This is a genomic window from Bradyrhizobium sp. HKCCYLS3070 (genome assembly GCF_051167575.1).
Taxonomy (GTDB): Bacteria; Pseudomonadota; Alphaproteobacteria; order Rhizobiales; family Xanthobacteraceae; genus Bradyrhizobium.
In genome coordinates this window covers 48383-69544 of the sequence record NZ_JBNPTI010000010.1, presented here as the reverse complement: position 1 = coordinate 69544, position 21162 = coordinate 48383, and the positions used below count along the sequence as shown (strand labels likewise).

Below are 21162 nucleotides of genomic sequence, written 5' to 3'. Positions count from 1 at the left end.
CGGCGCTTTGCTATCGTGGCGACGAACGAAACAGAAATCAGGGAGGAGTTTCGATGCGGTATCGCTTGAGAGGGCTCGCGGCCGGACTATTGATTGCGGGCGCAGGCATGACGGGAGCGGCATTGGCCGATGACGGCTGGGTGACCCTGGTCGACTCCACGACCAAGGCCGACTTCACCGAGGTCGGCAAGGCCAATTGGGAGATGAAGGACGGCGCGCTGTCGGCCGACAAGCTCGATGGCAAGGATCCATCGTATCTGGTGACCAAGGAGAGCTACAAGGACTTCCAGATCAAGGCCGAGTTCTGGGTCGATGACGCCGCCAACAGCGGCATCTTCATCCGCTGCGACCAGTCGGCGAAGATCGACTCCAACATCTGCTACGAGGTCAACATCTTCGACAAGCGGCCCGATCCGAAATACGGCACCGGCGCGATCGTCGACGTGTCCAAGGTCGATCCGATGCCGAAGGCCGGCGGCAAGTGGAATACCTATGAGATCACCGCCAAGGGCACGCGGCTGACCGTGATCCTCAACGGCGAGAAGACCGCCGATGTCGACGACAGCAAGCACGCGGCGGGACCGATCGCCCTGCAGTACGGCTCGGGCGTCGTGAAGTTCAGGAAGGTGCAGATCAAGCCGCTGTAGCGGCCGTGCATTCCGGGCAGCGGCGCTGGCCGCGGCTGGCGCGGTAGAGGCTCTTGCAGTACCAGCGGCGCGCTATCATCTGCAGGGGATGGCGGGCCAACCGGGCCAGCGTCACCAGTTCGAGCATGGCGGGCATTGCAGACTCCTTGGCATCCTTCCGACTTTTGCGAGATGGGGCGGCACTTCGTTTACGGAAGTGCCGCCCCAGTCGCATCAGCCATGCAGCTTCTTTGCGGTCTCGGCGATGACGCGGCCCTGATAGCGCGCCCCCGCCAGCTCGTTCGCGCTCGGCTGCCGGCTGCCGTCACCGCCGGTGATGGTGGTGGCGCCATAGGGCGAGCCGCCGGTCACCTCGTCGAGCTTCATCTGGCCGGCGAAGCCGTAGTTGAGGCCGACGATGGTCATGCCGAAATGCAAGAGGTTGGTGATGATCGAGAACAGCGTGACCTCCTGGCCGCCGTGCTGGGTCGCGGTCGAGGTGAAGGCGCCGCCGACCTTGCCGTGGAGCGCGCCCTTGGCCCACAGGCCGCCGGCCTGATCGAGGAAGTTGGCCATCTGCGAGGCCATGCGGCCGAAGCGGGTGCCGGTGCCGACGATGATCGCGTCGTAATCGGCGAGCTCCTCGACCTTGGCGATCGGGGCAGTCTGGTCGAGCTTGTAGTAGGAGGCCTTGGCGACGTCGGCCGGCACCAGTTCGGGCACGCGCTTGACGTCGACGGTGGCGCCGGTCTCGCGGGCGCCTTCGGCCACCGCGTTGGCCATCGCTTCGATGTGGCCGTATGCGGAGTAGTAGAGAACGAGAACCTTGGTCATGGCAGTCTCCGTGGGGACGAGGATGATCGGGGAGAGCGTCCCGGCCGGATGCCCGGCCGGGATCGCGTGAGAGGTCAGGCGGCGTCGACGAGCACCAGCTCGGAATCTTCGAGCGCGGTGATCTTGAGCGTGGCCTCGTCGCGGATGGCGGCGCCGTCACGGGCGTTGACTCGGACGCCGTTCACTTCGACGCTGCCGGCTGCGGGCACCAGATAGATGTGGCGGGCCTTGTCGGCGCTGTACTCGGCGGTCTCGCCGGCCTTCAGCGTGGTGCCGAGTACGCGCGCCTTGGCACGGATCGGCAACGCGTCGCCGTCATCTGCGAAGCCGCTCGCCAGTGTGACAAGCTTGCCGGAACGGTCGGACTTCGGGAACGGCTTGGCGCCCCAGGTCGGTTGGCCGCCATCGGTGGTCGGCTCGATCCAGATCTGGAAGATCCGCGTCGTGGTCGGCTCCAGATTGTACTCGGAGTGGCGGATGCCGCTGCCCGCACTCATCACCTGGACGTCGCCGGCCTCGGTGCGGCCCTTGTTGCCGAGGCTGTCCTGATGGGTGATCGCCCCCTCGCGGACATAGGTGATGATCTCCATGTTCCGGTGCGGATGCGCCGGGAAGCCGGTGTTCGGCGCGATCTCGTCATCGTTCCAGACGCGCAGGGCGCCGTGGCCCATGTTGCTGGGGTCGTAATAGCTCGCGAACGAGAAATGGTGCTTTGCCTTTAGCCAGCCGTGGTCGGCGCCGCCCAGCGCCGCAAAGGGCTTCAATTCGATCATGGGTCTGCTCCTGTGGTTGAAACGGCCGGCCGGGGCCGCCGTGCTGTTGGGCATTGGAATAAGGGAGCGACCGGGGTATAGAAATAGAAACTATTGAAACCTATTGTTTCCAAAAACGAGATTTGAGGGCGATGGCGCGACTTCCGGATTTCGAGGCGATGGCGATCTTCGCCAAGGTCGTCGAGCTGCGCTCCTTCGCCGGCGCCGCGCAGGAGCTGAGCCTCTCCAAGGCCTCCGTCTCCAAGGCGGTGAGCCGGCTCGAGGAGCGTCTGGGCACGCGGCTGTTCAACCGCACCTCGCGGCGCTTGGCGCTGACGGACGCCGGCCAGCGCCTGTCCGAGCGTGCCGCGCAGCTGCTCGCCGATGGCGAGGCTGCCGAGACTGAGGCGCTCGCGCAGTCGCTGACGCCGCGCGGCCTGGTGCGCTTCGCGGTGCCGATGACGTTCGGCGTCAAGAAGATCGCGCCGCTGCTGCCGGCGTTCCTAGAGCAATATCCGGAGGTCTCGATCGACCTCCACATGAGCGACGCCACCGTCGATCTGATCGGCGAAGGGTTCGACCTCGCGCTGCGGATCGCGCGGCTTCCGGACTCGTCGCTGGTCGCGCGCCGCCTTTGCCCCATGCCGCGCTACACGGTGGCGGCGCCGTCCTATCTGAAGCGCCACGGACGGCCGACGCATCCGATGCATCTCGCCGAGCACAAATGCTTCGGCTACGCCTATCTCTCCACCGCCGGCGTCTGGCACTACACCAATGCGGCCGGCGAGCAGGCCAGCGTACGGCCGGCGGGACAGCTGCGCGTCAACAATGGCGAAGCGCTGTTGCCGGCGGTGCTCGCCGGGCTCGGCATCGCGGACCTGCCGGATTTCATCGTTGGCGACGCGATCGCGTCAGGCGAGGTCGAGGTGGTGCTGAAGGGCTGGAGCCAGCCCGAAGGCGCAATGCATCTGGTGATGCCGCCCGGCGGCCCGCGCCCCGCGCGGGTCGAGGTGCTGACGGAGTTTCTGGTGAAGGAACTCGCGAAGGGGAAGAAGCGATGATCGCGGCCGCCGATCCCAGCCGATCAGGACTGCACCTCGCACACATCGACCCATGCGGCTCCCGTCAGCTCGGCCAAGCGATCCGGCGTGATCTTCACCGCGCTGTGGGTCGAGCCCGCGGCGGGCACCACGATGTCGAAGGCCTTCAGCGAGACGTCGCAATACACCGGTAGCGGCGACTTCAAGCCGAACGGGCAGACGCCGCCGACCTCGTGTCCGGTGATGTCGGCGACCTCGTCGAGGCCGAGCATCTTCGGCTTGCCGCCGAACAGCGCCTTCACCTTCTTGTTGTCCATGCGCGCGTGGCCCGCGGCGACGATCAGGATGACGCGCTCGCCGACGCGCAACGACAGCGTCTTGGCGATGCGGGCCGGCTCCACGCCATAGGCTTCCGCCGCGAGCGCCACGGTTGCGGAGCTCTGGCTGGAGACGAGAACGTCGATGTCGGGGGCTTTTTCGGCGAAGAAGGCGCGGACGGATTCAAGGCTCATGCGTGTTGACGATCTCAGGCAATTCGGAAAGCGCAGCAATACGATGATCGGGCGCAAAACCCAACTCGTCCATCTGGGTCCGCAGCGCCTTGAACATCGTGAGCGGGGACACGAGATCGGTCTTGATGCAGGCGGCCGCCATGGCTTCGGGAGTGACGCGCTCGATCCAGGCAACGTTGAGACCGAAGGCCTTGGCGCCGCAGACGTCCCAGGGATTGGAGGACACGAACAGCACCTCGTCGGGCGCAAGCCCGAGTGTCTCCTCGATCAGCGCATAGGCTTGCGAGCTCGGCTTGAAGATCTTGTGGGCATCGACGCTGATGACGGCATCGAGCAGCGTGTCGAAGGCGCTGGCTTTCACAAGGCCGTCGAGCATCGCTGGGCTGCCGTTGGAGAGGATCGCGAGCCGGCGGTCCTTCATCGCGGCGAGCGCGGCACGTGCATCAGGGTAGGGATCGAGATCGAGATATTTGGCGATGATGCGATCGCGTGTGATCGCATCCGCCTGCAGGCCGAGAACGCGCAGCGTATAGAGCAGCGACTCGCGGGTAACGACCGAAAAATCCTCGTAGCGCTGCATCAGCGAGCGCAGCCAGGTGTATTCGAGCTGCTTGATGCGCCAGATCTGGGTGATGATGTCGCCGTGGCCGGGAAAAGCCTGCTCGGTGACCGCCGCTACTGACTGGATGTCGTACAGCGTGCCATAGGCATCGAAGACCACGGCTTTGAAGGGCACGGCGCTCACCTCATCGAGAGAGGCAGGCGCGATGGCCGACGGCCACCGCGCCTGCGGACGATAGCACGATCCTCGACGATACGAGCCGTCGGACGGCCTCAGATCCCGAGCAGCCTGCGCGCGTTGGCCTTCAGCACCTTCGGCCGGATCTCCTCGCGGATGTCGAGCTTGGCGAAATCGGCGAGCCAGCGGTCGGGCGTGATCACCGGCCAGTCGGAGCCGAACAGCATCTTGTCCTGCAGGATCGAGTTGATGTAGCGCACCAGGATCGGCGGGAAGTACTTTGGCGACCAGCCGGAGAGGTCGATGTACACGTTCGGCTTGTGGGTCGCGACCGACAGCGCCTCCTCCTGCCAGGGGAAGGAGGGGTGGGCGAGAATGATCTTGAGGTCGGGGAAGTCGGCCGCGACGTCATCCATGTACATCGGGTTCGAGTACTTCAGCCGCATCCCCATGCCGCCCGGCATGCCCGAGCCGACGCCGGTCTGGCCGGTGTGGAACAGCGCGATCGCGCCGCCGTCGTTGATCGCCTCATACAGCGGATAGGCCAGCCGGTCGTTGGCGTAGAAGCCCTGCATGGTCGGGTGGAACTTGAAGCCGCGGACGCCATACTCCTCGATCAGCTTGCGCGCCTCGCGGACGCCGAGCTTGCCCTTGTGCGGATCGATGCTGACGAAGGGGATCAGCACATCGAGATGGTCGGAGGCGACCTCGAGCATCTCGTAATTGTTGTAGCGGCGGAAGCCGGTCTCGCGCTCGGCGTCGACCGGGAAGATCACGGCGGCGATGTTCTTGGAGCGGTAATAGGCCGCCGTCTCCGGCACCGTCGGCGGGTGCTTGTGCGGCGACTTGAAGTAGTCGGCCATCTGGGCCTGGAAATCGTCGTAGCCGTCATCCGCATGCATGCCGCAGGGCTCCTCGGCATGGGTGTGGATGTCGATGGCGACGACATCGTCGATCTTGGGCAGAGCGAGCTTGGGCATGGGCGTTCCCGGCGGTTGGTTCTTGGCTTTGGAAAATTGATTATAGGATATAACAAATTTGGCAATCGCCAAGTTGGATCGAGGGGCCCGTCGCCGGCCGGTTCTGTTGAAGCCGGGGCCCGCCATGATTGACATCCGGCGGGCTGGTGGTTAGAAACCGGCCAATCCGGGCGACTTGGTCGCTTGCGGAACTCCCTTTGTATTTGCCACTTCCGGCCTGTCCAACACGGCCTTTCAACGTATCAGGATGTCCCATGAAGGTCCGTAACTCGCTGAAGTCGCTGCGTGGCCGCCATCGCGCCAACCGTCTGGTCCGCCGCAAGGGCCGCGTCTACGTGATCAACAAGGTCCAGCGCCGCTTCAAGGCTCGCCAGGGCTGATCCCGTAGATCTCCCCTCGAGAAGAGGGGCCTTCTCACAGGTCTTTGAGGCGCGTGCTGCTTTGCAGGACGCGCCGACTGCGTTTAGACTTGGGGCATGGCCAAGCGATCCTTGCGGGCGATTCTTCTCGCCGTTGTCGTCATTTCGGTACCGCACCTTGCCTTTGCGCAGGGGGAGCCGCGGGCCGGCGTCAAGCCAAAGCCGCCCGAGGCTCCGGCCAAGCTGCCCAAGGTCGGCGCCGACAAGACCAAGGGCCTGGATTTCCTGTTCGGCGCCCTGAAGGCGGCGCCCGACGAGATCAGCGCCAAGCATGTCGAGGCCCGCATCTGGGCGATCTGGCTGCAGACCCCCAGTGACACCGTCGCCCTGCTGATGGCGCGGTCCAAGGCGGCGATGGACGCGAAGCAGAACGAGGTTGCGCTCAAGCTGCTCGATTCGGTCATCAAGCTCCGGCCGGACTACGTCGAGGCCTGGAACCGTCGCGCGACGATCTATTACCTCCAGAACGATTACGGTCGCTCGCTTGCCGACATCCAGCAGGTCCTGCTGCGTGAGCCGCGGCACTTCGGCGCGCTCGCGGGCCTCGGCATGATTATGCAGGACCTCGGCGAGGAGAAGCGGGCCCTGGACGCGTTCCGCAAGGCGCTCGAGGTCAATCCGCACCTGGACAAGGTGCCGGAGCTGGTCAAGACGCTGACCGAGAAGGTCGAAGGCCGCGACATCTAGCCTTGGCGGTCGATTAACCATGTCAGGACGGCCGTCCTTGCCGGCCGATCTGCGCCATCCCACCTGCCGTTGATCGGAGGACATCCGGCGAGGAGGTGGCGCAATGAGGCGTGCAGTGCTGACGGCAGCGCTCATCGGAATGACGGCGACGGCCGCCTGGGCCGAGGATCCGGATCTGTTCTGGGTGGTCGGCAACCGCGCCACCAATCGCTGCGAGATCGTGACCAGCAATCCGATCGTCACCCCCACCATGGGCGACATCTGGTTCGCGTCCGGGCCGTTCAAGTCGAAAGACGACGCCAAGCTGGCGCGATCGACGATCAACGCGTGCCCGAACAAGGACATCACGTCCGAGGACTGATCGGCGCAATCCGGCCCGGTCAGCCGACTCAGTGAAATGCGGTGCTGCGGCGGTCCGGCATGCCGTACTGCGCGGCTGCGGCATACAGCTGCGCGATCTCGGCCTCGAGATGCTCGTTGACCAGCAGCAGGGCCTTCAGCGCGCCGCGGAGATCGCCATTGCAACTTGCGACGATCTCGTCGATCGCAGCCTCGCTCGAACGAAAACTCATCGGTAACCCCCTCCCAAAACACCAAACAAAACGCAGGGCCGGTCATCGTGTTCAAACGACGCAATGATCTGACCGCAAGTAATTCACGGCCATCAGCCGATTGCGAGGAAATGTCCCGACCATGGTTATAAAATGGCCGACGACGCCATGATGACAGGATTGGCTTGACGGGACGTGGAATTGCGCGCTTTCCCGCGCAACCGCCTTCGTTCTGCTCCGTATCTGTCAGCGTGACACGTAGAAAAATATCAATGATTTCAATCACTATTGCTGTGGTCCTCGGTGGGCTCGCGCTGGCCACGCGGGCCGGTATCGCGATCGTCGAAAAGCGCTATCCGCAGCAGGGGCAGGCGATCCCGGTGGCCGGTGCGACCATCAATCTTGTGGATATCGGGCCGCGCAACGCGTCTGGACCGCCGCTCCTGCTGCTCCATGGGGCGAGCTCGAACCTCGAAGCCATGCGCCGTCCGCTGGGTGATCTCCTGGCGCAGCGCCACCGGGTGCTGCTGGTCGACCGTCCCGGCCACGGCTGGAGCCCGCGCGCGCGGCCTGAGGATTCCACGCCCGCGGCCCAGGCCCGGATGCTGGACGAGGTGCTGGCGCGGCTCGGCGTCGGCCAGGTCGTCCTGGTGGTGCATTCCTGGAGCGGCGCGCTCGGCCTGCGCATGGCGCTCGACTTCCCCGACCGGGTTGCGGGCCTCGTGATGCTGGCGCCGGTCGCCTATCCCTGGCGGGGCGGGGTCGGGCGCTACAACGAGGCCGTCACGACGCCGGTGGTCGGGCCGTTGCTGGCGCACACGATCACGCTGCCGCTCGGCCTGGCGCTGATGGCGCCCGGCGCCCGCGGCGTGTTCGCGCCGCAGGCGATGCCGGACGATTTCGTCGACCGGACCGCGACGCCGCTGCTGCTGCGCCCGCGCGAGTTCATGGCCAATGCCCGCGATCTCGTCACCCTGAAGCAGGCGGTGATCGAGCAGGCGCCGCGCTATGGCGAGATCAAGGTCCCGGTCACGATCGTGGCGGGCGGGGCCGACCGGACGGTCTATACCGACATCCATTCCCGCCCGCTCGCGCGGGTCGTGCCACAGAGCCGCCTGATCGTGCTGCCCGACCTCGGGCACATGGTCCAGAACGCGGTGCCGGAGCTGGTGGCCGGCGAGGTCGACCGGATCGTCGCCGCGGTGACCCCGGCCGCCGCCCTGGCGCCGTGATGTGAAAAAGCCCCGGCGGTCCGCCGGGGCTTTGCAGTCGAGGTGACGTGTCGGCCGGCGGCCGCTTACTGCTTCTGCTTGCCGTCCTTGTCGAACGACGAGACATAGGCCCAGAGGTTGTTGATCTCGGTCTCGTTCTTGATGCCGGCGAAGGTCATCTTGGTGCCGGGGATCTTGGCCTTCGGGTCCTTGATGTATTCCTTGAAAACCGCCTCGTTCCAGGTGATGCCCGAGTTCTTGTTGGCTTCCGAATAGTTGTAGTCCGGCGCGCTGCCCGACTTGCGGCCGTCGAGGCCGTTGAGTTCCGGGCCGACCTTGTTCTTCGCGCCCTCGCCGATCGCGTGGCAGGGCAGGCACTTGTTGAAGGACGTCTTGCCGGCGGCGGCATCCTGCGCCAGCGCGGCAGATGCCAGCGACGACGAGGCGAGGACGACGAGCGCGCTCAAAGTCATTTTCTTCATGGATCAGGCTCTGTGGGTTACGAGACGAGTTTGCGCGCAGGTTGTGGCATGGCCTCAGGCGACGCACAAGCGGGGAAGCACTGAGGCAAATCAGCATAATGGCGGAGCTTGTTGCTCTGCCGCAAACTTCGATGCGGATCCGCTGCCTATCCAAACCGTTTCCGTTGTGATTGATATGCCAGCACAAATCGAGGGCCGGAGGAACGCGATGGCGATCATGATGCCGGAAGCTGATCGGGCGGTGCTGGCGCGCCGCGACGAGATCGTTGCTGCACTGCGTGCGATCGTGCCGGGCGAAGGCGTCATCGACAGCGCCGCCGAGATGCTGCCCTACGAGTCCGACGGGTTGATGGCCTACCGCCAGCCGCCGATGGTCGTGGTGCTGCCGGAGACCACCGCGCAGGTCTCGCAGGTCCTGAAATATTGCCACGGGCAGGGCATCAAGGTGGTTCCCCGCGGCTCGGGCACCTCGCTGTCCGGCGGCGCGCTGCCGCTGGCCGACGGCGTGCTGCTCGGGCTCGGCAAGTTCAAGCGCATCCGCGACATCGATTTCGACAACCGCGTCGTCGTCACCGAGCCAGGGGTCACCAACCTCGCCATCAGCCAGGCGGTGGCGCATGCCGGCTTCTACTATGCGCCGGACCCGTCGTCGCAGATCGCCTGCTCGATCGGCGGCAATGTCGCGGAGAATTCCGGCGGCGTGCACTGCCTGAAATACGGCATGACCACCAACAACGTGCTCGGCTGCGAGTTCGTGCTGATGACCGGCGAGGTCCTGCGCATCGGAGGAAAGTGCGCCGAGAACGCCGGCTACGACCTGATGGGCCTGATCACCGGCTCGGAGGGCCTGCTCGGCGTGGTCACCGAGGTCACCGTGCGCATCCTGCAGAAGCCGGAGACGGCGCGCGCGCTGATGGTCGGCTTCGCCGAGGTCGAGGCCGCCGGCGAATGCGTCGCCCGCATCATCGGCGCCGGCATCATTCCCGGCGGCATGGAGATGATGGACAAGCCGGCCATTCATGCCGCCGAGGCCTTCGTCCATGCCGGCTATCCGCTCGACGTCGAGGCGCTCTTGATCATCGAGCTCGACGGCCCCGGCGTCGAGGTCGACGAGCTGATCGGCCGCGTCGAGGCGATCGCGAACGGCTGCGGCTCGACCACCTGTCGCATCTCCACCTCGGAGGCCGAGCGCAACCTGTTCTGGGCCGGCCGCAAGGCGGCGTTCCCCGCCGTGGGGCGCATCTCGCCGGACTATCTCTGCATGGACGGCACCATCCCGCGCGGCGCGCTGCCGAAGGCGCTGGCGCGCATCCGCGAGCTCTCGGAGAAGTACCAGCTCGGCTGCGCCAACGTGTTCCATGCCGGCGACGGCAATCTGCATCCGCTGATCCTCTACGACGCCAACAAGCCGGGCGAGATGGAGCGCGCGGAAGCCTTCGGCGCCGACATCCTGCGCTGCTGCGTCGAGCTCGGCGGCGTCCTGACCGGCGAGCACGGCGTCGGCATCGAGAAGCGCGACCTGATGCCGGAGATGTTCACCGAGATCGACCTCAACCAGCAGCAGCGGGTGAAGTGCGCCTTTGACAGCCAGGGCCTGCTCAATCCCGGCAAGGTGTTTCCGACCTTGCACCGCTGCGCCGAGCTCGGCCGCATGCACGTCCACGGCGGCAAGCTGGCGTTTCCCGATCTGCCGAGATTCTGAGGCGCGGACGGGAGAGCAGGGCGGCGTCATCCGATGTCTGCCCGATCAACTACGTCTGCTGGATCTGACGCGAACCTCTCTCCCCGCGTCATTCCGGGGCGCCCGCAGGGCGAGCCCGGAATCCATAACCACAGGCCGCTGTGGGGGGGGGGCGCGCGGTTCGCTCCATCTCGCTCCGACAACGCCCGCTCGTGGTTATGGATTCCGGGCTCATCGCTGCGCGATGCCCCGGAATGACGTGGAGAGAGCTGACCTCATCGCATCCACCTCCGTCCGCAGGCACACGTCCACATTCCCGCGACGTCCTCCGCCCAAGTGATGCCATCGACACCGCCCTCCAAAACCATCGAGAGGGCGCAGGGAATGCCGGGTGAAGGCCTCACCCATGGCCCGCCTGCGAAAAAAATGCAGGCGGCAGGTACCACAGGTTCAGCCGAGCATCCGGCATTCCCTGCGCGGCGGTCTTAACGCTTATACGTGCTCGCCCCGGGGATCGGCGTTCTTGTCCCCGTCGCCTGTCAGCCCCGCAAGGGGCATGACAGGATTGGCCTCAGCACCGGGAGGCCAGGCCCACACGATTTCACGTCCGCGTCGACATCGTTCGTCGGCACGGCCAAAGCCACGCTGCGACCCGACACGGCCACCGCATCCCCACCCCACGTATCGTGACGACCGCGCGTACGTCCCTCTCGGAGGGGCAGGATGGGTGGAGTTATACATGATTTCTGTAAAAGCGAAAGAGGAGATTTTCGTCAATCGGGTGAATCTTGCTGCAGCAGCACCTTGAAATGCTTGCGAGATAATTTTCCTCACGTGGGTGCCCAGTTGTAGGGCTCAAACATGGTAGTCTCCAGCGCACCGCTTCGGCGAGTCGGTCTACCCGCGACTAACTTCAATTTCCCGGTCCATTGCCGTCATGAACCGCACCGTTCGCCAACTCAATCTCAAGCCGGATCAACCACAGGAAGCTGCGGCCCGGCCCTTCGAGGACTTTGCCGATAGGCCCAACCTCGTTCTCCTGGGCGATCCCGGCGCCGGCAAAACGCACGTCTTCGACCAGGCGGCCAAGCGCGAAGGCGCGCACTTTATTAAGGCGCGCGCCTTTCTCACCGTGCCGGCCGATCGGCTTCGGGGGCAGGCTCTCTTTATCGATGGTCTTGACGAGAAACGCGCGGGGCGCACCGACCGCGACACGGTCGATGCGCTCGTCGAAAAGCTCTTTGCGGTCAGTCCCGCGAAGGTGCGGATTTCTTGCCGCGTCGCCGATTGGTTGGGCGAGAGCGACCTTGCCGGGTTCCAGCCTTACTTCGAACAGCACGGCGACACGCCGGTTCTCTTGCTGCAAAGCCTGTCGCGCGCCGAACAGATCGCCGTTCTTGCTGGGCAAAGTGTCGATGCAGTTGCTGCCGCTGCGTTTCTCGATGACGCAACCGAACGTGGCCTCGACGATTTTCTTGAGAACCCGCAAAACCTCATCATGCTGTGGCGCGCAGTTCAGACCGGAAGCTGGCCCTCGACGCGCAAGCAGTTGTTCGAGTTATCGACGCAACTCATGCTGCAAGAGTTCGATAAGGAACGCGCGCGTTCGGGCACCGGGTCCTTCTCCGTCGCCGATTTGCGTCCGGCTGCGGGTGCGGTCTGCGCAGCTCGGCTAATCAGCGACGTCGAGGCCGTGAGCCTTACCGATCAGGAAGGCACAGAAGATATTCCGGGGTATCGGTCGGTGACGTTTTTCCCGCCCGAACGCGTGCTAGCAGCACTCGGACGCCGGATATTCGACGCCGGACCTGAAAGCGAAACCGTCGATTACGCGCACCGCACCACCGCCGAATTTCTTGCTGCCGAATTTCTTGCCGTACGCATTCGCCAGGGTCTTCCATTTAACCGGGTGACGGCGCTCATGGGCGTCGACGGGCACCCGGCCGCAGAGCTGCGCGGCCTTCATGCCTGGCTCGCTGTTCATCTTCCCGAACGCGCAAATGAATTAATCGACGCTGACCCTTACGGCGTGCTGACCTATGGCGATGCCGCTTCGTTGTCGCCCTCCGCGTGCGCCTGCCTTGTTAGAGCTCTTGATCGTCTCTCCACCGAGAATCCCTGGTTTCGTTCGGGGAATTGGCAGGCCAAACCGATCGGTGGCCTCGCAAGACAAGATATGGTGCCGGAGTTCCGCACCATATTGAGCAATCCCGCTTCGGGCTTCGGCGTTCGCTCGGTCGTTGTAGATGCGCTTGCAATGGGACCGCCCTTACCCGACATGCTGCCGGACCTCGCCGCGGTCGTGGCGCGAGAGGCTTCTCCTTATGCCGAACGCGCGCATGCGCTCGCCGCGCTGGGGCGCCTGGGCGAGCCGGGTCGAGCCGCATTGCGCACCTTGTATCCGCAGCTCGGCAAAAATTTGAACGCTATTCGTCTCCGAGCTGAAGCGGTGATTGCGCTTTACGGTGATCCCTACGATGCAACGGACGCCGTAGCTCTCATCAACGACTGCTTCGAAACTGGCGACATGGTCGGGTCGGGCGCGCTCTGGGCACTGCGCGATCACCTGCCTTTGTCCGATCTGCCGCAGGTGCTTGACGGCGTTGTCGTGCCGGACCCCGATCGCATCGGGTTGGATCGTCCCCACTGGGAAGTCGGTTCGCTCTATGCCCACCTTCTTGTGCGCGCGTGGGAAGCGCCCGGCACGTACGATCCCGAACAGGCGCTGGGATGGTTGCGCAAGCGCGCCCTCTTCAAGGGCGGTGAAGGGCGCGCCCGCGGATTGCGCGCCGCAATACAGCACCGACGGGAGCGGCTCGCGGATATCGCGCGACATTTTTTCCGCACGGTGCCCTTCGATGAGCAACGCTGGCCCGCCTTTTTTCAATTCCGCGAAGCTATCCTCTTCGAACTCGATACCGATGCGATCCTTGAACTAGTGCTGGCCGAACTGAATGCCGCCGCGGTCAGCAGCGATCGCCAGCTCCTGCTCTTTGAATTTGCCATCGCTCTCTGCCTCCATGCGACGCATCCGCGCGCCGACGAGGTTTTCCTGGTGCTTTGGTCGCTGGCCGATGGCGATGCGCGTCTCAAGGACGTTCGATCCAAAACCCTTGAGACAAAGCTTCCGGACAATTATCTCCGGCGGCTCCCAAAGCACGCTCCTGACGACGGCACCGCACGCGATCGTCAGCGGGAGGAATTCGATCAGGAGATCGAGAGCATCCGAAGCGGAAGCCACCTCGGCTGGCTTGCACACATTGCTCAGATTTATTTTGGCTTGTACAACGACTGTGATGAAGAATTATCGCCGCGAGACCGTCTTACGGCCTGGCTCGGCGAAGAGCGCGTCGTCGCCGCTCTTGAAGGTCTGGCTGCGTCCGTCTCCCGCGAAGACGTACCGACATCTGACGCCGTCATGTCACTTACTGCCGAACACCAGCACTATGATTGGTGGTACGCCCTGACGGCGGGCCTGACTGAACGCTGTGCAACAGGACAAGGTCTCTCCGGGCTCTCCAATGATTTTCTCAGAGGCATGCTTGCGTTCGATATTACTAACCCCGTGATGGAATACCATGATGGCAGTCAGCAGTGGTGGAGCCAGCCATGGCGCAACGCGCTCATCGAGGCTCGGCCGGAACTGATCCGCGATGCCTATCTTTCGGTCGCGCGCCTCCGCTTGTCGCGGAATGATCAGTTCGTCTCGGGCCTCCACGAACTTCTGACCGAAGCGCCATTCGAGCCCTACCGCGCCGATCTCACGCTTGCACTGCTAGCCGATTACCCGAACGCCGATCCCTACCGTCTCGACGATATGCTGACTGCCGCTGCCAAACTGCCGGCGGCGCACGACCGTCTATTGACCTTGGCGCGAACCGTGCTGGCCGGGACAACATTGAGCGAGCGGCAGCGGGACCTGTGGCTCGCGACCGCCTACGTCCTTGCGCCGGCTGAGTTTGAAAGCGCCGTTACGCAACGTGTGAGTGTGCGCAAACAGTTCATTTTCGATCTTCGCAACAAGGCGGGCTTTGTGCGCATGGGGCAACCTTCGCAGCCGTTGCCGGTGCCGATCGCCGAATTTCTGGTGGTATTGAGTGCCAGCGCTTACCCGGACACCCCGCATCCCACAGGCGGCGGGTGGGGCGACACGAACGCCTGGGACGCATCGGAGTGGATTCGTACGCTGGTCAACATGATCTCCGCCGTACCGAGCAAGGCCGCGACCGAGGCCTTGGAGAGGTTGAGCACCCATACCGCGCTTGCCTCATACCGTGCTTCGATCCTCCACGCGCTCGCCAATCAACGGCAGCGAAGGCGAGACGTGGAATACGACCGGCCGGATTGGCGGCAGACCATCGCCGCCCTGGAGAATGGACGTCCGGCCACCGCGGCTGACCTGCATGCGCTTTTGGTCACTCATCTCCTCGATCTCAGCCATCGCATCGCACGCGCGAACACCGATACTTACAAAGGGTTTTGGAATATCGACTCTTATTCACGCCCGGAAGAGCCTAGGCCCGAAGAAGCATGCCGGGATCACCTCATCGATTTGATGCGGTCATCGTTTCAGCCGCTTGGCATCATGGTCGAGCCGGAAGGGCATATGGTTGCCGATAAGCGGGCCGACATCGTGGTGGCCGTTCCATCGGTGAAGATCCTTGTCGAGCTCAAGCGCGATTATCACGGCGAGGTCTGGACAGCCATTCAAGGTCAACTGGAGCGCTTCTATACGCCCGATCCCGAAGCCAAGGGGTTTGGCATCTACGGCGTGTTCTGGTTCGGCGACAAGCGAAAGCCGCACACCATCCCGGCGCCGCCCGGTGGGAAGGCCCGGCCGCAATCTGCCGGCGAGATGAAGCAGATGTTGGAGGACCTTGTGCCAACGGATATGCGCAAGCGCATCGCCGTCATTGTCTTCGATGTCTCGGGCGATGTGTAGTGCAATTGCAACGCACTTATTGTGGCGCGCCCTCCGCGCTGAATAGCGCCCTCTAACGCCGGTCTGCCCGCTACCTCGCAAGAAACGGACAGGCCGCTGTTCACCAATCTCGGTCTTGATAGGCTCGCGACCTAAATCAGCGCGTACTGCATCCGCTCGCGCCGCGCGAGCAGCGGCAGGGCCTGGCCGGCGATGTAGGTCTTGAAGTGATCGCTCTCCTGGTGGGCCTTGAACGCGGCTTCGTCGCGGAACAGCTCGTAGAACAGGAACTGCGCCGGGTTGTCCTTGGCGCGGGAGATCAGGAACAGTTTTGCGCCGGGCTCGCGCTGCGCCTCGGGCAGGAAGCGCGACAGGATCTCGGCGACGCGGTCGGCTTCGCCGTCCCTGGCCTCCCATTGCGCCACCACCAGCAGGCCGCCGCCGCTGACGGCCTCGTTCACGGTTTTCGTTGAGATGGCATATCCGGTCATTGTGATCGGTCCTTTCGTTGAAGTGCTGCAAGGGCAACGATACCGCAGTTCCTGCATCTGATCCTTCGATGGCGGACGAAGGATGGATGTGCACATGAGGGCGTAGGGCGCATTAGCCGAAGGCGTCATCCGCCATGTGTCTCGGAAGGCGGCGGGTTACGCTTCGCTAACCCGCCCTACGGGCTGGGGAGTACGCGATGCCCGGGCTTGTTCCACCTGCGCGGCCCGGCGCCTCGCGGGGCGAAGGCCCGGCATCGACGTCTTTCCTTCTCCGGGTTCGACGACGTGGATGGCCGGGCCTTCGCCGCGTCGAAGCGGCTTCGGCCGCGCAGGCCGGGACAAGCCCGGCCATGACGACGTTGAAACAGCTCGGCCGGACTCTGACGGCGTCATATGCGATGGTCCTGCAGGGCAGCGAGGCCTCGATGCCGCAGAGCACGACGGCGGGGCCATGCAGATCGCGCGTGAACGTTCCGTCGTGGCCGCCCTTGTGTCCGGCCCGCAACGCTTTAGAAGGGCTGCAACGCCGGTGGCCGCGCGTTGCGCGGGGCCGCCGGTCATCATCAACGAGCAAGGCGAGCAGTGGTGGACGCCCTGAAAGTACGCAACGCAGCCGACGTGGAGGAGGTGGTTCGCGCCGCGATCGCGAGCGAGCAGCCGCTCGATGTCATCGGCCACGGCTCGAAGCGCCAGATCGGCCAGATCACGGCGACCAATGCCGTGCTCGATCTGTCGGCCCTGAGCGCGGTCGTCGCCTACGAGCCGAACGAGCTGATCATCACCGCGCAGGCCGGGGCGCCGCTCGCCGACCTCTTGTCGCTGATCGATTCGAAGAGCCAGCAATTCGCGTTCGAGCCGATGGATACGGGTCCGCTGCTCGGGACGACGGGCCGAGGCACGCTGGGCGGCATGATCGCGGCGGGGCTGGCCGGTCCGCGGCGCATCCGCGCCGGCGGGGTGCGCGACCATCTGCTCGGGGCGCATGCCGTCTCCGGGTTCGGCGAGAGCTTCAAGACCGGCGGCAAGGTGGTCAAGAACGTCACCGGCTACGATCTCTGCAAGCTGCTGGCGGGCTCCTGGGGCACGCTCGCGGTCATGACCGAGGCGACCCTGAAGGTGATGCCGCGGCCGGAGTCGGAGCGCAGCCTGGTGCTGCGCGGGCTCGACGACCTCAAGGCCAACCGGGCCATGACGGCCGCTCTCGGCTCGCCGTTCGATGTGTCCGGAGCCGCGCATCTGCCGGCCTCGACCTTGCGGCCGGAGGTCGAAGGCCTGAGCCCGACCGGCTCGCCGCGCGAGGCGGTCACGGTGATCAGGCTGGAGGGCATCACGGCGTCCGCCGCGCATCGGGCGGCGTCGCTTGCCCGGCAGCTCGCGACCTTCGGTGCGGCCGAGATCATCGCGGACGACGCCTCCGCCGATGTCTGGAGCGCCGTCCGCGACGTGCTGCCGTTCGCCGCCAACGGGCCGCTCGGGGCCTGGACGGTCTGGCGGATCGTCTGCCCGCCGGTGTCGGGCGGCGCCATCGGGCAGGCCTTGACGCGCCAGACCGGCGGCGAGGTGATCTATGACTGGGGCGGGGGGCTGATCTGGGCCGCGCTGCCGCCGCAGCCCGATGCGTCCGCGGGGCTGGTGCGCAAGCAGGTGGAGGCCGTCGGCGGTCACGCCACCCTGCTGCGCGCGTGGGACGAGATGCGTCTGGCGGTCGACGTCTTCCACCCGCAGCCGCCGGGTGTCGCCGCGCTGGAGGAGCGGGTTCGCGTCTCCTTCGATCCCAAGACCATTCTCAACCGCGGCCGTATCCGGCGGAGCGTTGCGCCATGAAGACCGAGTTCACCTTGGCGCAGCTCGCCGATCCCGACATCGCGGTCGCCGACAAGATCCTGCGCGCCTGCGTGCATTGCGGCTTCTGCACCGCGACCTGCCCGACCTACGTGCTGCTCGGCGACGAGCTCGACAGCCCGCGCGGGCGCATCTACCTGATCAAGCAGATGCTCGAGAAGGATCAGGCACCGACCGCCGACGTGGTCAAGCACATCGACCGCTGCCTGTCGTGCCTGTCCTGCATGACGACCTGCCCGTCGGGCGTCCACTACATGCATCTGGTCGATCAGGCGCGGGTGCGAATCGAGCAGCGCTACCAGCGCCCGCTGACCGACCGGTGGCTCCGCGCCGTGCTCGCCTATGTGCTGCCGCGGCCGCGCGAGTTTCGGCTGGCGATGACCCTGGCGCGGCTCGGCCGGCCGTTGAAGGCGCTGCTGCCGGCGTCCTCCGCGACGCGAACACCTGCGCCGGGCCTGCTGCGGCGCGTCAGGGCGATGCTCGACCTGGCGCCGGCCGTGGCGCTGCCGCCGCCAGGGCCGGCGGGCGGCAGCGTGTTTGCCGCGCAGGGCGCGCGGCGCGGCCGCGTGGCGCTGCTGCAGGGCTGTGCGCAAGCGGCGCTGGCGCCGCGCATCAACCAGGCCGCGATCAGCGTCCTGACGCGGCACGGCGTCGAGGTCGTGCTGGTCAGGGACGAGCAATGCTGCGGTGCGCTGACCCACCACATGGGGCAGGATGCCGACGCGCTGGCGCGGGCGCGCGCCAATGTCGACGCGTGGACCGCGGAGATGAAACGCGGCGGTCTCGACGCCATCCTGGTGACGACCTCGGGCTGCGGCACCGTCATCAAGGACTACGGACACATGCTGCGCGAAGACCCGCAATATGCGGCGGCCGCGGCCGCCGTGTCGGCGATGGCGAAGGACATCACCGAGTATCTCGCCGGTCTCGAACTGGCCTCCGCCTCTCGGCGCGACGACATCGTCGTCGCCTATCACTCGGCCTGCTCACTGCAACATGGGCAGAAAATCACGAGCATTCCGAAAGAATTGCTTTCCAAGTCCGGATTCGTGGTGAAAGATATACCGGAGAGTCATTTGTGTTGCGGTTCGGCGGGGACCTACAACATTCTCCAGCCTGACATCGCGATGAAGCTGCGCGATCGCAAGGTCGCCAACATCGCGACCGTCAAGCCGAATGTGATCGCGGCGGGCAATATCGGCTGCATGATGCAGATTGCCAGCGGCACCTCTGTCCCCGTCGTGCACACCGTTGAGCTTCTCGACTGGGCGACGGGCGGTCCGCGGCCAGGAATGATTTGACGGATGGGCGCGTGCTGACTGCCGGCCCGTCCCGCCGGACGAGCTGATCGAACGGCGGCAACTGGAGGGTTTCTGATGGCGAAGGACAAGAAGGCGAAGAAGGACAAGAAAGAAAAGAAGAAGCTGATGGCGCAGGCCAAGTCAGCGAAGAAGGCGACGAAGAAGTCCGCCAAGAAGGCTGCGAAGAAGTCTGCACCGAAGTCCGCGAAAAAGGCCGCCAAGAAGGCTGCCAAGGCGCCCGCCAAGAAGGCGAAGAAGACCGTGAAGGCCGCGGCGAAGAAGGCGGCCAAGGCGCCTGCCAAGAAGGCTGCTGCGAAGAAGGCTCCCGCCAAGAAGGCCAAGACGTCGGCCGCAAAGGCTCCTGCCGCGCCGAAGAAGAAGGCCGCCAAGAAGCGGGCTCCCAAGATGGCTCCGCTGGTCGAGACCCCGGCAGTGAACGAGACCGAATCGGCTGCCGAGACCAGCTGGGCGATGCCGAGCGCGGCACCCGAGGAGCACGAAGACGGCGAGGGGACCGCCTCCGGAAACTGATCTTTCCGGTCCGGATCGTTCTCACCACCAGACGAATTCACATCGGGAGGCCGCGGCGGCAACGCTGCGGCCTTCTCGTTTGTTGCCGGCGCCTGTCGTCTGGCTTCTGTCGTCTGCGTCGGCTGTCCTAATTGCCGATGGATCTGTTCGTCGGAGCCGTCGCCCCGCAGATCTACGGCCGGGCGAATCCGACCTCGTTACGCCGTGTCGTTTTGCTTGGGACACCACGATTCCAGCGCGTCGGCACAACCGAATGTGCGTCCTGGCGCGCGTTTGGACACGGAGATTTGTTGTTCAAATGCAACACGCGCTGACTACCTGCCGTAGAATTGTCAAAACGCCCAAAAAGGCGGCAGATGCCGCGCTTTTTTGCTTCACGTGCGGCGAGACCCTGGCACAAATTGTGTCTGGATGACGCAGCCGGTCTTGTTTGCGCCCTGGGGGGCCAAGGTGGGGCAGGCTTTTCGAAATAGGTAATGGGGATCGTCATGAAGAAGTGGGCTTTGCTGGCAACGGCGCTGGCAATGGTTTCGGGATCGGCTTCGGCGGCGGACATGGCGGTCAAGGCCTATAAGGCTCCGCCTCCGGTCACGTTCGATCCCTGGGATATCGCGTTCGGCGCGGCGATCATGAACGACTACGTGTTCCGTGGCGTCACCCAGTCGAACCACAAGCCGTCGGTGGCCGCCTATTTCGAGCCGCGCTTCAACGTCAACAAGGACCTGCAGTTCTACGTCGGCGTCGCCGGCGAGAGCATTTCCTTCCCGAACCGCGCTGCTGCCGAGATCGACATCTACGGCGGTGTCCGCCCGACCTTCGGCGCCTTCGCCTTCGACATCGGCGTCTGGGGCTATCTGTATCCGGGCGGGACCTGCTATTACGGCGGTGGCGCCACGACGGACTTCGCCGGCCGCGCCCTGAGCGCCGAGTGTCAGGCCAACACCTTGACGAACTTCAACACCATGAAGAAGGACGTCAGCTTCTTCGAAGTCTACGGCAAGATGAACTACACGGTGAACGACAACTGGACGTTCGGCGTCACCGAATTCTACACCCCGAGCTTCCTGAACTCCGGCGCCTGGGGCAACTATACCTCGGTCACCGGCAAGTGGACCGCGCCCAGCACCACCTTCGGCTCCAGCGGCGTCGGCATGTATGTGTCGGGTGAGTTCGGCCGCCAGTGGTTCGGCACCACCGACAGCTTCTACGGCACCGCGGCCTTCCCGAACGGCATCAAGTACGCCGACTACAACACCTGGAACCTCGGCGTCGGCTTCACCTACAAGGTGTTCACGCTGGATCTGCGCTACTCCGACACCAACCTGTCGAAGGGCAATTGCAACGCCTTCACCGGCGACTTCACCGCCAGCGGCACCACCAACGTCACCCCGATCAACCCGGGTGGCCTGGGCTCGAAGTGGTGCGGCGCCACCGGCATCGCCAAGCTCTCGGTCGACCTGACGGCGATGACCAACCTGAAGTAATCACCGCAAGGCGGATCGAACTTATCACGAAGGGCGGCGGAGCAATCTGCCGCCCTTCTGCTTTTGCTGGCGCAGCGG

21 protein-coding genes are annotated in these 21162 nt (G+C 64.9%); 12 read left to right on the top strand and 9 right to left on the bottom strand.

The genetic code is table 11. From position 1 onward, the window contains the following. Nucleotides 1-53 precede the first annotated feature (53 nt). Complete coding sequence (locus ACQR03_RS25455; protein ID WP_315753381.1) at nucleotides 54-647, top strand: 3-keto-disaccharide hydrolase; 594 nt, start codon at nucleotides 54-56, stop codon at nucleotides 645-647. Here ACQR03_RS25455 and ACQR03_RS25450 read toward each other — a convergent pair. The 3 genes from ACQR03_RS25450 to ACQR03_RS25440 form a co-directional block, all read right to left on the bottom strand. Next, nucleotides 634-783, bottom strand: a complete 150-nt coding sequence (locus tag ACQR03_RS25450) for a hypothetical protein (RefSeq protein ID WP_315753383.1) — start codon at nucleotides 781-783, stop codon at nucleotides 634-636. The genes ACQR03_RS25455 and ACQR03_RS25450 overlap by 14 nt on opposite strands. 77 nt (nucleotides 784-860) lie before the next feature. Next, nucleotides 861-1460, bottom strand: coding sequence for an NAD(P)H:quinone oxidoreductase (gene wrbA / locus ACQR03_RS25445; protein WP_315716638.1), 600 nt, complete (start codon nucleotides 1458-1460; stop codon nucleotides 861-863). Between the two features lie 74 nt (nucleotides 1461-1534). Continuing rightward, a complete protein-coding gene (locus ACQR03_RS25440) occupies nucleotides 1535-2233 on the bottom strand; it encodes a pirin family protein (RefSeq protein ID WP_315753387.1) in 699 nt (232 codons plus the stop codon). 131 nt (nucleotides 2234-2364) lie between these two features. On the opposite strand from ACQR03_RS25440, the gene ACQR03_RS25435 reads away from it, so the two are divergent. Then, nucleotides 2365-3273 (top strand): LysR family transcriptional regulator, encoded by a 909-nt coding sequence (locus ACQR03_RS25435; protein ID WP_315810724.1) that lies wholly within the window; start codon nucleotides 2365-2367, stop codon nucleotides 3271-3273. Between the two features lie 23 nt (nucleotides 3274-3296). On the opposite strand, the gene ACQR03_RS25430 is transcribed toward ACQR03_RS25435, so the two are convergent. The 3 genes from ACQR03_RS25430 to ACQR03_RS25420 all read right to left on the bottom strand — a co-directional run bounded on the left by ACQR03_RS25430 (nucleotide 3297) and on the right by ACQR03_RS25420 (nucleotide 5483). After that, a complete protein-coding gene (locus ACQR03_RS25430) occupies nucleotides 3297-3764 on the bottom strand; it encodes a YbaK/EbsC family protein (protein WP_315716641.1) in 468 nt (155 codons plus the stop codon). Further along, nucleotides 3754-4500, bottom strand: a complete 747-nt coding sequence (locus ACQR03_RS25425; RefSeq protein WP_316174947.1) for a haloacid dehalogenase type II — start codon at nucleotides 4498-4500, stop codon at nucleotides 3754-3756. The genes ACQR03_RS25430 and ACQR03_RS25425 overlap by 11 nt, the downstream gene beginning before the upstream one ends. Before the next feature lie 98 nt (nucleotides 4501-4598). Beyond that, nucleotides 4599-5483 carry an amidohydrolase family protein gene (locus tag ACQR03_RS25420; RefSeq protein WP_315716643.1) on the bottom strand — a complete coding sequence of 295 codons (885 nt, stop codon included), beginning with the start codon at nucleotides 5481-5483 and terminating at the stop codon, nucleotides 4599-4601. A 254-nt stretch (nucleotides 5484-5737) separates the two neighbouring features. On the opposite strand from ACQR03_RS25420, the gene ykgO reads away from it, so the two are divergent. The 3 genes from ykgO to ACQR03_RS25405 all read left to right on the top strand — a co-directional run bounded on the left by ykgO (nucleotide 5738) and on the right by ACQR03_RS25405 (nucleotide 6950). Continuing rightward, nucleotides 5738-5863, top strand: a complete 126-nt coding sequence (gene ykgO / locus ACQR03_RS25415; protein ID WP_006611362.1) for a type B 50S ribosomal protein L36 — start codon at nucleotides 5738-5740, stop codon at nucleotides 5861-5863. 96 nt (nucleotides 5864-5959) lie between these two features. Next, complete coding sequence (locus ACQR03_RS25410) at nucleotides 5960-6589, top strand: tetratricopeptide repeat protein (protein ID WP_315716644.1); 630 nt, start codon at nucleotides 5960-5962, stop codon at nucleotides 6587-6589. A 103-nt stretch (nucleotides 6590-6692) separates the two neighbouring features. Further along, complete coding sequence (locus tag ACQR03_RS25405) at nucleotides 6693-6950, top strand: hypothetical protein (protein WP_315716645.1); 258 nt, start codon at nucleotides 6693-6695, stop codon at nucleotides 6948-6950. 28 nt (nucleotides 6951-6978) lie between these two features. Here the strand turns inward: ACQR03_RS25405 and ACQR03_RS25400 are convergent, their stop codons facing one another. Continuing rightward, the gene (locus ACQR03_RS25400) at nucleotides 6979-7161 is read right to left on the bottom strand and encodes a hypothetical protein (RefSeq protein ID WP_315716646.1); all 183 of its coding nucleotides are present in this window, start codon (nucleotides 7159-7161) and stop codon (nucleotides 6979-6981) included. A 251-nt stretch (nucleotides 7162-7412) separates the two neighbouring features. On the opposite strand from ACQR03_RS25400, the gene ACQR03_RS25395 reads away from it, so the two are divergent. After that, the gene (locus tag ACQR03_RS25395; RefSeq protein ID WP_316184220.1) at nucleotides 7413-8372 is read left to right on the top strand and encodes an alpha/beta fold hydrolase; all 960 of its coding nucleotides are present in this window, start codon (nucleotides 7413-7415) and stop codon (nucleotides 8370-8372) included. A 65-nt stretch (nucleotides 8373-8437) separates the two neighbouring features. On the opposite strand, the gene cycA is transcribed toward ACQR03_RS25395, so the two are convergent. After that, nucleotides 8438-8833 carry a cytochrome c-550 CycA gene (gene cycA, locus ACQR03_RS25390; protein WP_315716648.1) on the bottom strand — a complete coding sequence of 132 codons (396 nt, stop codon included), beginning with the start codon at nucleotides 8831-8833 and terminating at the stop codon, nucleotides 8438-8440. Between the two features lie 208 nt (nucleotides 8834-9041). On the opposite strand from cycA, the gene ACQR03_RS25385 reads away from it, so the two are divergent. Then, the gene (locus ACQR03_RS25385) at nucleotides 9042-10535 is read left to right on the top strand and encodes an FAD-linked oxidase C-terminal domain-containing protein (RefSeq protein ID WP_434841665.1); all 1494 of its coding nucleotides are present in this window, start codon (nucleotides 9042-9044) and stop codon (nucleotides 10533-10535) included. A 916-nt stretch (nucleotides 10536-11451) separates the two neighbouring features. Then, complete coding sequence (locus tag ACQR03_RS25380) at nucleotides 11452-15456, top strand: hypothetical protein (RefSeq protein WP_434841666.1); 4005 nt, start codon at nucleotides 11452-11454, stop codon at nucleotides 15454-15456. Nucleotides 15457-15587: 131 nt separating this feature from the next. Here the strand turns inward: ACQR03_RS25380 and ACQR03_RS25375 are convergent, their stop codons facing one another. Then, the gene (locus tag ACQR03_RS25375) at nucleotides 15588-15926 is read right to left on the bottom strand and encodes a putative quinol monooxygenase (protein WP_434841667.1); all 339 of its coding nucleotides are present in this window, start codon (nucleotides 15924-15926) and stop codon (nucleotides 15588-15590) included. A 585-nt stretch (nucleotides 15927-16511) separates the two neighbouring features. On the opposite strand from ACQR03_RS25375, the gene ACQR03_RS25370 reads away from it, so the two are divergent. From ACQR03_RS25370 to ACQR03_RS25355, 4 genes are all read left to right on the top strand, one after another. After that, nucleotides 16512-17750: an FAD-binding protein gene (locus ACQR03_RS25370; protein ID WP_434841668.1), complete on the top strand. Its 1239-nt coding sequence runs from the start codon at nucleotides 16512-16514 to the stop codon at nucleotides 17748-17750. Further along, nucleotides 17747-19069: a glycolate oxidase subunit GlcF gene (glcF, locus tag ACQR03_RS25365; RefSeq protein ID WP_434841669.1), complete on the top strand. Its 1323-nt coding sequence runs from the start codon at nucleotides 17747-17749 to the stop codon at nucleotides 19067-19069. Before ACQR03_RS25370 ends, glcF begins: the two co-directional genes overlap by 4 nt. A gap of 75 nt (nucleotides 19070-19144) precedes the next feature. Beyond that, on the top strand, nucleotides 19145-19600 hold the full coding sequence (locus tag ACQR03_RS25360; RefSeq protein WP_315753410.1) for a hypothetical protein: 456 nt from the start codon (nucleotides 19145-19147) through the stop codon (nucleotides 19598-19600). Nucleotides 19601-20088: 488 nt separating this feature from the next. Next, nucleotides 20089-21084, top strand: a complete 996-nt coding sequence (locus tag ACQR03_RS25355) for a TorF family putative porin (RefSeq protein WP_434841670.1) — start codon at nucleotides 20089-20091, stop codon at nucleotides 21082-21084. Nucleotides 21085-21162 lie beyond the last annotated feature (78 nt).

Bases quoted from the DNA above. Each gene is read 5' to 3' on its own strand.
- ACQR03_RS25455 (WP_315753381.1), top strand. From the start codon at position 54: ATGCGGTATCGCTTGAGAGGGCTCGCGGCCGGACTATTGATTGCGGGC.
- ACQR03_RS25450 (WP_315753383.1), bottom strand. From the start codon at position 783: ATGCCCGCCATGCTCGAACTGGTGACGCTGGCCCGGTTGGCCCGCCAT.
- wrbA (WP_315716638.1), bottom strand. From the start codon at position 1,460: ATGACCAAGGTTCTCGTTCTCTACTACTCCGCATACGGCCACATCGAA.
- ACQR03_RS25440 (WP_315753387.1), bottom strand. From the start codon at position 2,233: ATGATCGAATTGAAGCCCTTTGCGGCGCTGGGCGGCGCCGACCACGGC.
- ACQR03_RS25435 (WP_315810724.1), top strand. From the start codon at position 2,365: ATGGCGCGACTTCCGGATTTCGAGGCGATGGCGATCTTCGCCAAGGTC.
- ACQR03_RS25430 (WP_315716641.1), bottom strand. From the start codon at position 3,764: ATGAGCCTTGAATCCGTCCGCGCCTTCTTCGCCGAAAAAGCCCCCGAC.
- ACQR03_RS25420 (WP_315716643.1), bottom strand. From the start codon at position 5,483: ATGCCCAAGCTCGCTCTGCCCAAGATCGACGATGTCGTCGCCATCGAC.
- ykgO (WP_006611362.1), top strand. From the start codon at position 5,738: ATGAAGGTCCGTAACTCGCTGAAGTCGCTGCGTGGCCGCCATCGCGCC.
- ACQR03_RS25410 (WP_315716644.1), top strand. From the start codon at position 5,960: ATGGCCAAGCGATCCTTGCGGGCGATTCTTCTCGCCGTTGTCGTCATT.
- ACQR03_RS25405 (WP_315716645.1), top strand. From the start codon at position 6,693: ATGAGGCGTGCAGTGCTGACGGCAGCGCTCATCGGAATGACGGCGACG.
- ACQR03_RS25400 (WP_315716646.1), bottom strand. From the start codon at position 7,161: ATGAGTTTTCGTTCGAGCGAGGCTGCGATCGACGAGATCGTCGCAAGT.
- ACQR03_RS25395 (WP_316184220.1), top strand. From the start codon at position 7,413: ATGATTTCAATCACTATTGCTGTGGTCCTCGGTGGGCTCGCGCTGGCC.
- cycA (WP_315716648.1), bottom strand. From the start codon at position 8,833: ATGAAGAAAATGACTTTGAGCGCGCTCGTCGTCCTCGCCTCGTCGTCG.
- ACQR03_RS25385 (WP_434841665.1), top strand. From the start codon at position 9,042: ATGGCGATCATGATGCCGGAAGCTGATCGGGCGGTGCTGGCGCGCCGC.
- ACQR03_RS25380 (WP_434841666.1), top strand. From the start codon at position 11,452: ATGAACCGCACCGTTCGCCAACTCAATCTCAAGCCGGATCAACCACAG.
- ACQR03_RS25375 (WP_434841667.1), bottom strand. From the start codon at position 15,926: ATGACCGGATATGCCATCTCAACGAAAACCGTGAACGAGGCCGTCAGC.
- glcF (WP_434841669.1), top strand. From the start codon at position 17,747: ATGAAGACCGAGTTCACCTTGGCGCAGCTCGCCGATCCCGACATCGCG.
- ACQR03_RS25360 (WP_315753410.1), top strand. From the start codon at position 19,145: ATGGCGAAGGACAAGAAGGCGAAGAAGGACAAGAAAGAAAAGAAGAAG.
- ACQR03_RS25355 (WP_434841670.1), top strand. From the start codon at position 20,089: ATGAAGAAGTGGGCTTTGCTGGCAACGGCGCTGGCAATGGTTTCGGGA.